Annotated in this window: 6 protein-coding genes; all 6 read right to left on the reverse strand. The window is 65.5% G+C overall.

Annotated features, from left to right (window positions below):
- The coding region (locus tag KGM94_RS16610) for an ABC transporter transmembrane domain-containing protein (RefSeq protein WP_300261340.1) at nucleotides 1–1,132 on the reverse strand (1,132 nt) is incomplete at its 3' end.
- Nucleotides 1,133–1,347: 215 nt separating this feature from the next.
- The gene (locus KGM94_RS16615) at nucleotides 1,348–1,617 is read right to left on the reverse strand and encodes a GlsB/YeaQ/YmgE family stress response membrane protein (RefSeq protein WP_300261344.1); all 270 of its coding nucleotides are present in this window, start codon (nucleotides 1,615–1,617) and stop codon (nucleotides 1,348–1,350) included.
- A 105-nt stretch (nucleotides 1,618–1,722) separates the two neighbouring features.
- Nucleotides 1,723–3,141 carry an amidase gene (locus tag KGM94_RS16620; protein ID WP_300261347.1) on the reverse strand — a complete coding sequence of 473 codons (1,419 nt, stop codon included), beginning with the start codon at nucleotides 3,139–3,141 and terminating at the stop codon, nucleotides 1,723–1,725.
- Nucleotides 3,138–3,335, reverse strand: coding sequence for a hypothetical protein (locus tag KGM94_RS16625; RefSeq protein WP_300261351.1), 198 nt, complete (start codon nucleotides 3,333–3,335; stop codon nucleotides 3,138–3,140). The genes KGM94_RS16620 and KGM94_RS16625 overlap by 4 nt, the downstream gene beginning before the upstream one ends.
- Nucleotides 3,336–3,365: 30 nt before the next feature.
- Nucleotides 3,366–5,594 carry an adenylate/guanylate cyclase domain-containing protein gene (locus tag KGM94_RS16630; protein WP_300261354.1) on the reverse strand — a complete coding sequence of 743 codons (2,229 nt, stop codon included), beginning with the start codon at nucleotides 5,592–5,594 and terminating at the stop codon, nucleotides 3,366–3,368.
- A gap of 97 nt (nucleotides 5,595–5,691) precedes the next feature.
- A complete protein-coding gene (locus tag KGM94_RS16635; RefSeq protein WP_300261358.1) occupies nucleotides 5,692–14,214 on the reverse strand; it encodes a cadherin-like domain-containing protein in 8,523 nt (2,840 codons plus the stop codon).
- Nucleotides 14,215–14,283: the final 69 nt, after the last annotated feature.

The raw sequence follows: 14,283 nt of genomic DNA on the forward strand, positions 1-14,283 counted from the left end.
GGATCAGCGACGACTTGCCCGAGCCGCTCGGCCCGATTACGCCGAGGCCATTGCCGGCGTTGAGCGTAAAGCCGACCTCCTGGACGATGACGCGCTGGTCGCCGGGCGGCACGATGCTGACGGCTTCGACCGACAGCCGGCTGGAGGGGATCTGCAGCTGCGTCGGCGCCGTCTGCGGCGGCATCTGCTCCAGCAGGCGGCTGAGGCGGTGCCAGCTCTGCCGCGCGGCGACGAAGGATTTCCAGTGCGCGATCGCGAGGTCGACTGGCGCCAGCGCCCGGGCCGACAGGATCGAACCGGCGATGATGATGCCGGCGGTCGCTTCCTGATGGATGACGAGATAGGCGCCGACCGCGAGCACCGCCGACTGCAGCATCATGCGCAACACCTTGGCGACGGCGCCGAGGCCGCCGGCGACGTCGCTCGCCCGCTGATTGCCCTCGAGGTATTTTTCGTTGGTCTCGCTCCAGCGCGCATTCAGCCGCCCGGCCATGCCCATGGCGACCAGCACCTCGGCGTTGCGGCGGCTGGCGGTGGCGAGATCGTTGCGGCGGGCGGCAAGCCCCATGGCCTCGCGCGCCGGCTGCCGCGACATGAACTCGGTGACGAGCGTGAGGCCCACCAGGACGATCGCGCCGACCAGCGCGGTGACGCCGATCAAGACATGGAAGGCAAAGCAGATGCCGAGATAGAGCGGAAGCCATGGCAGGTCGAAGAACGCACTCGGCCCCATGCTGCCGAGGAAGGAGCGGACGTTGTCGAGATCGCGCAGCGGCTGCAGGCCCTCGTTGCGACCGCCGACCATGAGCGGAAGGCGCACGATGGTGTCGAACACGCGGCCGTTGAGGGCCTCGTCCAGCGCGGTGCCGATGCGTCCCAGGATGCGACCGCGGATCAGGTCGAGCACGCCCTGCGCGACGTAGAGAAAGCCGGCCAGCATGATCAGCCCGACCAGGGTCGGGATGCTGCGGCTGGGCAGCACGCGGTCATAGACCTCGAGCATGAAGATCGACCCGGTCAGATAGAGCAGGTTGATCATCGAGCTCATCAGGCCGACGCCGATGAAGGCGCTGCGGCAGGCGCGCAGCGCGTCACCCAGTTCGGAACGCCGGACGCCGGGAACCGCTGCCATCGGTCTGATCTCTGTCTGTCTTTTCGGGTGGAGGGCCAGGCCCCTGATTTCACGGACGGTTCCGAGGGTAGCGAGCCCCTGATTAATATCGAGTTTTTCGGCAATGGTCCAATGAAGTACGGTTAATCAAAAGCCCGCGAGGCGCGACCTCCGCGCGCCCGCGGTCCGCGCCGGCAGTTATCCCAATATGGCACCGGAAGCGGCAAGTTTCCGGGCTAAAGCCGGCCGCCACCGCGGACCAGCCGGACGACGATCAGCAGGATCACGGCGCCGATCGCGGAATAGACGATTTCCGACACCAGGCCGGTGCCGAGATGGATGCCGAGCCGCGGGAACAGAAAGCTCGCGATCAGCGCGCCGGCGACGCCGACCACGATGTCGCCGACGATGCCGAAGCCGGTGCCGCGCACGACCTTTCCAGCAAGCCAGCCGGCGACGAGGCCGACGAACAGGATGACGATCAGGCCCTGGTTGGAAATGTACATGTAAGCTCCCTCCCCCTCTTCGCGTGCCGCGAAGGTGACATGGAACCGTCCGGCGGCTGAACGCGGGCTGAACGTCCGGGAAAGCCGCACAGCCGTTTGCGGCCGCTATTTTGCCGGAGGCTTCGGCACACGCGCGTGGAAATCGGTCGCGCGCTGGAACGCTGCGCCTATGGTCAGCAGGGTCGCCTCGTCGAAGGAGCGGCCGATGAGCTGCATGCCGATCGGCAAGCCGCCCTTGCTCAAGCCCGCAGGAACCGTCAGCGACGGCAGGCCGAGGTAGTTGACCGGACGGGTGAACAGCGTCAGCCGCTGCAGCACGGCGCCGGCGTTCGGGCCGGCGCCGACGTCGCTCTCTGCAATGGTCGGCGCGGGGATCGGCGAGGCCGGGGCGATCACCGCGTCGACGCCGGCGGTCGCCGCATTGTGCGCGGCGAGCGCGGGGCCGCGCCAGCGCATCGCCTCGAGATAGGTGATGGCGGGAACCGCGAGCCCGTTCTGCAGCCGCATCAGCACCTGCGGGCCAAAGTCCTGCGGCCGCTCGATCAGCCATCGCTTGTGGAAGGCCGCGGCTTCGACCGCGAGCACGAGCTGGCTCGCCGCCGACATCTGCCGCTGATCGGGCAGCTCGACCTTGACGATGTCGGTGCCCTCGCGTTTCAGCACCGCGATGGTCTCATCGAGGACGCGCCCGACCTCCGGGTCGAGATCGTCGACATAATAGGTCGCCGGCACGCCGATCCTGAGACCTTTCAGCGATCCCCTGGTCGCCGCGACGTAGTCGGCCACCGGCTCGCGGCTCGCCGTGGGATCCTCGGGATCCGCACCCGCCATGATCGACAGCAGCAGCGCGCAATCCTCCGCGGTGCGAGCCAGCGGACCGACGGTGTCGAGCGATTGCGACAGCGGCATCGCGCCGGCGCGGCTGACGCGGCCCCAGGTCGTCTTCAACCCGGTGACGCCGCAGAAATGCGCGGGCATACGGATCGAGCCGCCGGTGTCGGAGCCGAGCGCGGCGAAGGTCAGCCGCGCCGCGACCGCCGCGCTCGAGCCCGACGATGAGCCGCCGGTGATGTGGGCGGGGTTCCAGGGATTGCGCACCGGACCGTAATGGCTGTTATGGCCGGTCGGGCCGTAGGCGAACTCCGCCATCTGCAGCGTCCCGAGCCGAACCTGGCCGGCGTCCTTGAGCCGCTGCAGCGCCGTCGAGGTGGCGGTGGCGACGAAATCGCGGCGGATCAGCGAGCCGCAGGTCACGACCTTTCCGGCGTCGTAATACATGTCCTTGTGCGCGAGCGGGACGCCGTGCAGCGGTCCACGCACCTCACCGCGCCCCAGCGCGGCGTCGGCAGCGTCGGCCGCTTCGAGCGCGGCCTCGGCCTCGAGGCTCATGAAGGCATTGAGATGCGGCTGCCACTCTGCGATCCGATGCAGGCAGGCGCGCGTCACCTCGCGCGAGGACAATTGCTTCATCGCGATCGCGCGCGCGACCTCGGTGAGCGACATCAGCGCCGGTTCGATGCTCATCGCGCGGCCTTCGTAGTTTGCGCCAGCAGATAGTGCGACGGCTCGAGATCGAGCGGCAGCGTGCCGGAAATGGCGGCAAAGCCCTCGAAAGCCGGACCGATCGCGTTGGCGATGCGGCCCGCGGTCTCCTCGTCCACCGGGACGCCGGCAGCTTCCGCCACCGCCCGGATCTCTTTCGCTGTCGGTTTGGTCATGCCGTTTTCCTCCCGTCTCGCCGCGCGCCGCTACTTGGTCAGCAGCGCATAGGCGCCATTCCAGTCCGCCGGCGGCGGATCGACCTGGTAGGCTCTGATGCGCAGTTCGTAGAGCTTGAACAGCTTCGCCAGGGTCTCGGCGTCCTCGCTCTTGCGGCCGCGCTCGATCGCGTCCAGCGCGCCTTGCCAGTCGCGGCTGCGGTAGCAGGCAAGCATCTCGATCGTGACGTTGCGCAGGCGCTGGAACCTCGCCGAGTTCATCACGTCCTCGCGACCGGCGATGGCGTAGATCACCTCAGGCTCGGTCTTGCCCTTGACCATGATGAAGTCCAGTTCGAGGATCGCGAACCTGTCCTTGACGGCGAGCGCGGTCCGGGAGCCGACGATGATCGGAAAGCCGTATTCCTTGGTCTGGCCTTCCAGGCGCGAGGCCAGATTGACGCTGTCGCCGAGCACCGAATAGTTGAACTTGAGGTCGGAGCCCATGTTGCCGACCACGCCGACGCCGGTGTTGAGCCCGATGCCGACATTGAGCGGGATGTAGACGCGACCGCCTTCGGCGGCCTCCTCCTCGCGCGCCTTGTTGACCTCGTCGATCTTCTCCAGCATGTCCAGCGCGGCCTGGCAGGCGTTGATCTCGTGCTCCTTGTCGTCGAGCGGAGCGTTCCAGAACGCCATGATGGCGTCGCCCATGTACTTGTCGATATAGCCCTTGCGCGCCAGGATCGCGTTGGTGAGCGGCGTCAGGAAGCGGTTCATCAGCGCGGTCAGGCCTTGCGGATCGCGCTTGTAGGTCTCCGAGATCGAGGTGAAGCCACGCACGTCGGAGAACATGATGGTCATCTCGCGCTCCTCGCCGCCGAGCTTGAGCCGCTCCGGCGCCTGCGCGAGCTGCTCGACCAGCACCGGCGACATGTACTGTGCGAACTGCCCGCGGATCTGCTTGCGTTGCCGCTGCTCGCGCACGAAGCTCGCGAAGATCAGCGTCAGGTAGATCGCCGTGGTCGACGAGAGCGGATAGGTCGGGTCGATCAGCAGGTGGTGGCGCACGTAGTAGTACCAGGAGACGCCGAGCAGGACCGAGGCGAACAGTGCGCCGACGCCGACCAGGGTGACGGGGCCGAACTTCGGCGCGAAAGCGATGACCAGGAGGCCCATGACGATGGCGGCGAAGAATTCCAGCGCGATGCCGTAGCCGGGCTGCGCGACGATGCCGCCGGTCAGCGCGCTTTCCAGCACCTGGGCGTGGATCTCGACGCCGGGCATTGCCGGCGAGACCGGCGTCGTCTTGATGTCGTTCAGGCCGACCGCCGAGGTGCCGATCAGCACCAGTTTTCGCGCGACCTTCTCCGCCGGCACCTTGCCCTGGAGCACGTCGACCGCCGACACGTAGATCGAGGGATCCTGTCGTGCGTAGTGCACCCAGAGCTGGCCGTTCTTGTCGGTCGGAAGCTGGAAGCCCTTCACGCCGACGCTCTGGATGCCGGTCTTGTCGGTCTTGATGAAGATCGTGTCGGTGCCGGTCACCACCCGCAGCATCTCGAAGGTCAGGGAGGGCATGATCACGCCCTGCGCCTGCATCACGACCGGCACGCGCCGGACGATGCCGTCGCGCTCGGGCCGGATGGTGAAGAGCCCGCGTCCGGAGGCGGCCGCCTCGATCACCGGAACGTTGCGCAGAAGGCCGGGGAATTCGAACAGGAACCTGTGCGGGTCCTCGCCGAGGGTCGCGAGCCCCGTCTGCGGTAGCTTCTTGTCGAGCTCCGCGTTCGCCTTCGGAAGCCCGGACTCGCCGAGCACCACACGCGACCGCTTGATCGCCTCGGCGAACACCTGATCGTTGCTCGGCAGCGCCTTCAGCTTCTCGCGCGTCGCCTCGTCGAGATTGCGGAAGGTCTCGGCCGCGGCGTCCGGATTGAGCCGGTCGGGCTCGGAGAACACCGCGTCGAAGGCGATCGCCGCGGCCCCCAACCGCGTCAGGTTGGTGACGAGGTCGGCGACCACGGTCCGCGGCCACGGCCACTGCCCCACCGCCTTCAGGCTCCTGTCGTCGAGATCGACGATGGTGACCGGCCTCGCGGTCTTCTCGCGATGATCCAGGACCTGGAAGAAGTCAAAAGTCCTGAGGCGCACCTCCTGCATCGGCGCCGGATCGGCCATGCGCAGGGCGGCAAAGCCCACGAGCAGCAGAAGGCAGAGCAGCCGGGCGTAGCCGAACTTTCGCGTGAACCATCGCCGCAGGGATTTGAGCCGTTTCATGCCGATTGCATATCACGCCCGGGCGGCTCTTTCACGCGCGCTTCGAAACGGGCCGCCGGAGGTTCATGCCTCTGACGGCCCCGCCGAGGCGCCGGCGTCAGATGATTCCCCCGGGATGCAGGATGAAGTCGTTGGCCTGCAGGCCGCCGATGGAAGCGTTCTTGAGCAGGATGACATCCTGGTTCGGATGCAGACCGTCGGTATTGAGGTCGATCTGCAGGTCACCACCGTTCACCGCCGTGACGTGGGTCGCGAACCAGGTCGAGAAGCTGCTCGGGTCGGCCGGATTGAAGGCCTGGTAGTCGAGCTGGATCTTGTCCTGCCCGGAGATGAAATCGCCGATCGTGTCGTGTCCGATGCCGCCTGCGGTCTCGTTGAAGACGAACGTATCGCTGTTGCCGTTTCCGAACAGGACGTTGTCGTGGGTATCGCCGGTCAGGGTGTCGTTGAACTGCGATCCCGTCAGGTTGGCGATATTGGTAAGCGTATCCGTTCCCGCCCCGATCGTGTTCTGCGGGCCGGCGATGGCCAGGCTGACGGTCACGCCGGCGGCCGCATGCTCGTAGCTCGCGGTGTCGCTGCCCGCCGCGTGGCCGATCAGGTGATCGTCTCCGGCGCCGCCCTCGAGCACGCTGCTGCCAGTGCCCGTCAACGTATCGTCATGGCTCGATCCGATGACGTTCTCGATGTTGGTGAGCGTATCCTGCATTCCGGCGGCAACCGTCTGCGCCACCCCGGAGATGCCGAGATCGACGGTCACGCCGGTCGTGGCGTGCTGATAGCTCGCGGTATCGCTGCCGCCGCCTCCGTCCAACGTGTTGTGGCCGAACCCGCCCTCCAGCACGTTGTTGTTGCCGTCACCGACCAGCGTATCGTCAAATGACGTGCCGCGCAGGTTCTCGATGGAATTGTAGACGTCGCCGGCGGCAGCACCGGCGTTGCTCGTCGGATTCAGGAGATTGGCGGTGATGCCGGCGCCGGCATGAGAATAGTCGACGGTGTCGCTGCCGGGGTCGGACGGGCCGAACGGTCCGGCCATGCCGTTGAAGACGTCCGCGCGGTCGCCGCCGAAGAAGGTGTCGGCACCGTCGTGCGGCTTGCTGTTGTTGTCGGCGAAGCCCGGGCTGCCGACCACGCTGTAGGTCGCGGCGTTGAAGATGCCGTTGAGCTGGGCGAGGCCCGGCCCGGCCGGATTTGCAGCATAGGCGCCGATGGCGCTCATGAAAGTCGCGGCGCTGATGTTCCAGCCGTTGGTATTGACCAACACGTGATCCTGCGTGGTCTGGGTCGGGTCGGTCGTATTCAGGATGTCGATCTCGGCGATGGTGCCGCCGGTCACCAGATGAGTGACACCGTCATAGGTGAAACCGGTCCCGACCATCTCGAACGTGATGCCCCTGGCCGTGTCGACGGCAAAGACGTGGGTGGCATCGTTCGCCGCCTGGACCGGGTTGCTGGCGGCCATATCGGCATACAGCGTGCTGAAGTCGTATCCGTCCGGCGTCTGCACAGTGACGGAAACCGAAGCCCCGATCGACGAATTGAAGATGAAATCGGCCGCGGTCAGCGGATTGCTGACGGCATCGTAGCCCTGGATGACGATTTTGTGGCTGGCATCGAGGCCGCCGGCGGCCGAGGTGATCGTGCCATCGGGCGCGATGGTCAGATCGCCGAAGCCGTGAATGCCGCTGAAGGCGCGCAGGTCGATCCGGTCGGCCTGGGCATGACTGAAATCCGAGATGGTCGTGATGCCGTAGCCGGGCTTGTAGACGAAGATGTCCGCGTCGAGCCCGCCGATCAGCATGTCGTTGCCGCCGCCGCCATCGAGGACGTCATTGCCGTTGAGGCCTTCCAGCGTGTTGCCGCCGCCATTGCCGGTGATGACGTCGTTGAACTCGGATCCGCGCACGGCGTTGACGCCGCCGGTGAAATGGTCGTGCCCGACGGTGCTGTTGCCATAGGCATCGCCCGACCCGCCGGAGCCGAGCGTCACGACGACGCCGCCGGTCGAGTGGGTGTAGGTGACGCGGGTATTGGTGTTGCCCGTGACCGTATCGTCGCCGGCGTCGCCCTCGAATTCGTTGAACGCGGCACCGTTGCCATTGACGCCGGCGCTGCCGGCATTGGCGCTGGACGCGGTGAACCCCGTCGCGTCGTAGATGTCGGCGAAGATCGTTCCCCAGACCGCTTCGACCGACACCAGCGTGTCGGTCCCGGTATCGGGACCGCCTGTGACGAGCCCGCCGGCCAGACTGACCGAGATCCCGACCCCGTCATGGGCCAGATTGTAGACCGCGCGGTCGAAGCCGCCGCCGCCGTCGATCAAGTCGTTGCCGCCAAGACCCTCGAAATTCTCCGCGCTCTGCGAGGGATTGTTGCTGCCGTGGAACACGTCGTCGAAATTGGTGCCGCGGATGCTGTTCACGCCGGTGAAGTGATCGGTACCGACCGACACGTCGCCGGTCACGATGCCGGACCCACCGCTCGCCGCGCTGGTCCAGCTGCCCGCCGTGAAGGCGGCCGTGATGCCCGCCGTGGAGTGGTAGTAAGAGAGCCGCGTCTGGCCGTTGCCGACGATCGTGTCGTCGCCACCGCGTCCCTCGAACTCGTTGAAGAGTCCCGCAACGTTCGCGGTCACCATGCTGCCCGCATTCGCGCTGGTGGCGCCGAAGCCGGTCGCGTCGAAATAGTCCGCGTAGTTGCCGCCCGTGACCATCTCGATGGACTTCAACGTGTCGGTTCCGACCGATGCGTCGCCGGTCACGATCCCGGCGGCAAGCTGGACGGTGATCGGCCCCGTGGCGTTGCCGTAGTTGGCGCGGTCGTAGCCGAACTGGCCGTCGAACGTATCGTTGCCGCCGTTACCGGTGAAGATGTCGTTGAGATCCGCCGCGCCGACCGTTTCGGCGTGGGGCCCGCCGACGAAATTGAAGGTCCAGTTGCTGGTCAACGCCTCGATCTTGCTGGAGTCGCCGCCGGCCTTGGCCACGACCGCGTTCATCCAGTCGACGACCGGAACGTTCAGGATGAAATTGACCAACGGCGTGTGGCTGGCGTCGGCGGTGACCTCCTGGATCGCGGTGATCGTGCCGGCCGTGAACACGTGGTTTGCCGAATCGTAGACGAAGTCGTTGCCATTGACGAAGAAACTGCGGTTCGTCGCCGGGTTGCCGATCGTGAAGAAGGTCGGCGTTACGCCGGCCACGACGCCGGCTCCCATCGCGCCGATCGGGTTGTCCTGATCGAAATTGTAGTCGTTCGGATTCCCGGTCGCGATGGCGAGGATTGCGTCGACCATGGTGACGCCCACCGTCGCCGTGACGGCCGGCCTCCCCGCGACGCCATCGGACAGCGACACGGTGAAGCCGCCCTGCCCCACATAGGTCGGGCTGTCCGTCACGAACAGCACCGAGTTGCTGTTGAGCTGGGCTTGCGTGAAGCTCGTGATGGCGGTGCCGGTCGCCAAATTCACAAGGTGGCCATGGCTGGTCCCGGTCACGGTGAACACGAGCTGGCCGGCCGAATACCCGGGATCGACTGCCATGAGGTTGGCCGTCGCGCTGCCGGTCGTCAGTACAGAGCCTCCGCCCTTCGCGGCAACCATCGACAGATTGCCCGAAATCAGGGGAGACGGAGCCCCAAAAACGAAGTCGCCGGCTACCAGGCTGCTGGACGTCACGCCTTGCAGCGTCATCGTATCGCCGTTTCCGAAATCGATGACCGTATTGCTGCCGACCATCGTTGCACGGGACTGGATGTCGGCAAGGCCAAAGATACCATTGACGCCGGTGACGTCGATCTTGTCCCCCTGGGCATGGCTGAAGTCCGTGACGGTATCCGCGCCGCCGCCGGTCGCGTAGACGAACGTATCCGCGCCGTTGCCGCCGGTCAGAATGTCTGCCCCGCCCCTGCCGTTGAGGCGATCATCCCCGTCGCGACCTTCGAGAGTATTGGCGTTCGCATCGCCGGAGATGACGTCGGCGAAATTCGAGCCGCGAGCCGCATTGACGCCGGTGAAGCTGTCGACGCCCACGCCCGCGACGTCGTCCGCTGCGGTGCCGGATGCGGTACCCGCCTGCAGATCCACGGTCACGCCGTCGAGAGCACTCAGGAATGAGATGCGGGTGTTGCCGTTGCCGGTGATGGTGTCGTTGCCGCCGAGTCCCTCGAACTCGTTGAAGGTGCCGTTGCTGCCGGCGTTCAGGCTACCGGACCCAAAGCCGGTCGCGACATAGGTATCCGCGAAATTCGTTCCGCGGACTGCCTCGATCGACCTCAGCGTGTCCGTTCCGGTCGCGATGGGGTCTCCGATGACCGTGCCCGACGCCATATCGACCTGGATACCCGATGCGGCCCCGTCGTTGTTGTAGAATGCCCGATCGAACCCGCCCTGGCCGTCGATCAGGTCGTTTCCGCCACGGCCGCCAAACTCCTCGCTCGAGCCGCTGGGATTGTTGGATCCCGTGAAGACATCGTTGTAGGACGAGCCGAGCACGGAACTCACGCCCGAGAAGGTATCGGCGCCCACGGACGCGTCGCCGGTCGCCGTGCCGGATCCGCCGCTGGTCGTGCCGGTCCAGCTACCGGCCGTGAACGTGACGGTCACCGCAGCGGTCGCATTGCTGTAGCTGATGCGGGTGTTGCCGTTGCCGGTGATGCTGTCGTTGCCGCCGAGGCCTTCGAACTGATTGAAGGTGCCGTTGTTGCCGACGTTGAGGGCACCCGCGCTGCCGTAGCCCGTAGCCACGTAGGCATCGGCGAAACTGGTGCCCTGGATGGCCTCGATCGACCGCAGCGTGTCGGTTCCGATCGAGGAATCGCCCGTCACGGTGCCGGCGGCGAGATCGACGGCAATGCCCGCGGTCACGAAATAGATGTTGTAGTACGATGCGGTATCGAATCCGCCGCGACCATCGATGAAGTCATCTCCGGCATTGCCGAAGAACGTCTCGTTACCGCTGCTCCCCGACAGGCCGTCGGCAAACATGGACCCCTGCACGGCGTTGACGCCGGAGAACGTATCGGTCCCAACCGACGCATCGCCGCTCGCCGTCCCCGCCGCGATATCGACGATCACTCCTGCCGTTGCATTGTTGTAACTGAGACGCGTGTTGCCATTGCCGATGATGAGGTCGTCGCCGCCATTGCCGGTGAACTCGTTGAACGTCCCGTTCGAGCCCGCATTGACGCTGCCTGAGCCGAACCCCGTCGCATCGTAGACATCGGCGAAATTCGTGCCGCGCGCGGCCTCGACCGACAGCAGTGTGTCGGTGCCGATCGCGCTGTCGCCGGTCACGACGCCGGCTGCGAGCTGGACCGTGATGCCGGACGTCACGGCCGAATCATTGTTGTAATCGACCCGATCGAAGCCTCCGCCACCATTGATCGTGTCATTGCCGGCGCGGCCGTCGAAAACTTCCACCGTGAAGCTCGGATTGTCGCTGCCGATCAGCGTGTCGGCAAAAGCCGAACCGGTCACGTTGCCGATCGCCCCGACGAACGTGTCGTGGCCGACCGACGCATCACCGTCCGCCGTGTGGGTGGCGAGGTTCACCGTCACGGGGCCCGTGGCGCTGACGTAGGAGACTCGGGTTATCGGCGCGCCCTGATCATTGATCCGGGCAAAGATCGTATCGTTGCCGCCGCGCCCCTCGAATTCGTTGAAGCCGATCGGCGTCCCCGCTACGCCGCTCGAGCCGGTAAAGCCGACGGCGTTGAACGTATCAGCGAAATCGCTGCCGACCGCGCCTTCAATGCCGACAAGGGTGTCGGTCCCGACGCCGGAGCCAGAGACCGTACCCGCCGCGAGGTTGACCGTGATCGCTCCAGTCGCGTCCGAGAAGACCGCCCGATCGAAGCCCGGCCCGCCATCGAGCAGATCGTCGCCGCCGAATCCCTGCAGACGATCGTTGCCGTCCAGCCCGTAGATCGCATCCGCATGGCTGGTGCCCAACAGCACGTCCGGTCCCAATGTGCCGGTGATGCTGGACGTAAATACGAAATCGCTCTGCACGATGTCCGTGACCCCGGCGAGCGTCAGCGTGTTGCCGCTGCCGAAATCGATCACGGTATTTCCGCCGATCGTACTCGCCCTGGACTGGATATCCGCAAACGAGAAGATGCCCGACAGGCCGCTCACGTCGATCCTGTCGCCCAGGACGTCGTTGAAACCGGAGATGACGTCGGCGCCATAGCCGGCACCGTAGACGAACGTCATCTGGTTGATATTGGCACCCAGGTTGAGCGTGTCGTTTCCGGTGCCGAGATCCATGCGGGTCGAAAAGGCGTTGTCGATCGTCAGGGTGTCGGCCGACACCGTGCCGCTGATGCTGGTCACGCCGTAGGCAGTGCTGAGCGTGTTGGCGCCCGAAGCCAGGTTGAGCGAATTGAGGCCTAGCCCGAGGTTGATGCTCACGCCGTTGACGTCGTTGAGCAGTGTCAACGTGTCGTCGGACGCAATGCTGCCGAAATCGGAACCATTGATCGCTCCGACGTTCGTGGCGGCAAGGGAATTGCTGCCATTCGCCAGGGTAAGCGCATTGTTTCCCGTGCCGAGATCGACAGCGAGACCATTTGCTACGTTCTGAAGGGCGACGAAGTCGTCGCCGGAACTGCCGACCACATTCTCGGCATTGACGAGATTGAGATTGTAGCCGCCGGCGGACGCAAGGGCCACGGTGTCGCCCGTTCCGGCCCCCAGATCGATCGAAAGCCCGCTCATCCCCGGATTGACGAGGATGAAGTCGTTCGCGGTGCCGGTCAGCGCCGTTATCGGCTTCAGGGCGATTCCCGAGGTCAGCGCCGCAAGATTGAGCGGGTTCGCGAGGGTGCCTGACGCAACGAGAACGGTGCTGTCGTTGAACTCCAGGACCTCGATGTTGGAAAGCGTGTCGGTGCCGTCTCGTCCGGCAACGGAATCTGCGACCTGGATCTTTCCCGCCGACGGCGCATCGAACGAAATCGTATAGGCCGCCGCAGGCCCGGAGAACACCGCCAGATCGGTTCCGCCGGCGCCATCGATGATGTCGTTGCCGCCACCCGCGTTGAAGATATTGGCCGAGCTGTCGCCCGTGAGATTGTCGGCATAGCCCGAACCGATCACGCTGTTGACGCCGGTGAAGGTATCGGAGCCGACATTGGCGACGTCGTTCGCAGCCGTACCGAACGACGTCCCGGCCGCGAGATCGACGGTCACCCCGGCGGTGGCGCTGCCGAAGGAGATGCGGGTATTGCCGTTGCCGGTGATGCTGTCGTTGCCACCCATGCCTTCGAACTGATTGAAGCTGCCGAAGCTTCCGGCATTGGTGCTCCCGGCCCCGAAACCCGTCGCGTCATACGTGTCGGCGAAACTCGTTCCCTGGATGCCCTCGATCGCGCGCAGCGTATCCGTCCCGGTCGAGGCGTCGCCCGTCACGATGCCGGCGGCGAGCTGAACATTGATCCCGCCGGTCGTGTAAGTGGGGTTGAAGTATTGGGCGACGTCGAAACCACCCTTGCCGTCGATGAAGTCGTTGCCGGCGAGGCCCATGAAGTTCTCGTTGGCGCCGCTTCCCGTGAAGCTGTCGCCGAACATCGAGCCCATGACGGCGTTGACGCCGTTGAAATGATCGGTGCCGACCGATGCATCGCCGGTCGCGGTGCCCGCGACGAAATCGACGGTCACGCCGGCGGTCGACTGGCTGTACTGAATCCGCGTGTTGCCGTTGCCGATGATGATGTCGTCCCCGCCTTCACCGTCGAAATTGTTGAAGGTATTGGACGAACCGGCATTGGTACTGGTGGCGCTGAAGCCGATGGCATTGTACGTGTCGACGAAATTCGTGCCCCGGACGCCTTCCACCGAGCGCAAGGTATCGGTGCCGATCGTGGCATCGCCGGTCACCGTTCCGGCAGCGAGATTGACGACGATTCCGGTCGTGGTGGAAAGATCATTGTTGTAGAGCGCGAAATCGTAGCCGCCGCGACCATCGATGAAATCGTTGCCGGCGCGGCCGTCATACGATTCATACATGCCGTTGATGGTGTCGCTACCGCGCAGCACGTCGTCGAATGCCGATCCGGTCACCGCATTGACGTTCGTGAACGTGTCGTGGCCGACCGACGCATCGCCGTCCGCCGTCCCCGCGGCAAAGTCGACCGTCACCGGACCCGTTGCGCTGAGATAGGAGATGCGGGTGAGAATCTGTCCGGAAGGATTGACGGAGCCGACGATGACGTCGTCGCCGCCCATGCCTTCGAAGGCATTGAGGCCGATCGGGAAGCCGGGAATTCCGGTGTCGCCCGTAAAGCCGGCCGCGGTGTAGTGGTCGGCGAAATTGCTGCCCTGGATGACCTCGATTCCGGTGAGGCTGTCGGTGCCAACGCCCGGGCCGGATACCGTCCCCGCCGCGAGATCGACCGCGATCCCTCCGGTAGCGTCGGTATAGATCGCCCGATCGGAGCCCAGGTCGCCGATAATCGTATCGTTGCCGCCAAAACCCTGGAACGAGTCGTTGGCCGGCGTTCCAATCAGCGTGTTGTCCCCGGAGTCGCCGACGATGATGCCCGTCGCCGCCACGGTCAGGGTCGCCGCGCTGGTCACGCTCTCGGCGGTGCCGTGGCCGTCGACATACTTCGCCACCACGTCGATGCTGTGACCGACGTCGGCATTGCCGAGCAGATAGGTCGTGCCGGTGGCGCCGGCCACGTC

Source organism: Bradyrhizobium sp. (assembly GCF_028868675.1).
In the GTDB taxonomy this organism is placed as follows: Bacteria; Pseudomonadota; Alphaproteobacteria; order Rhizobiales; family Xanthobacteraceae; genus Bradyrhizobium.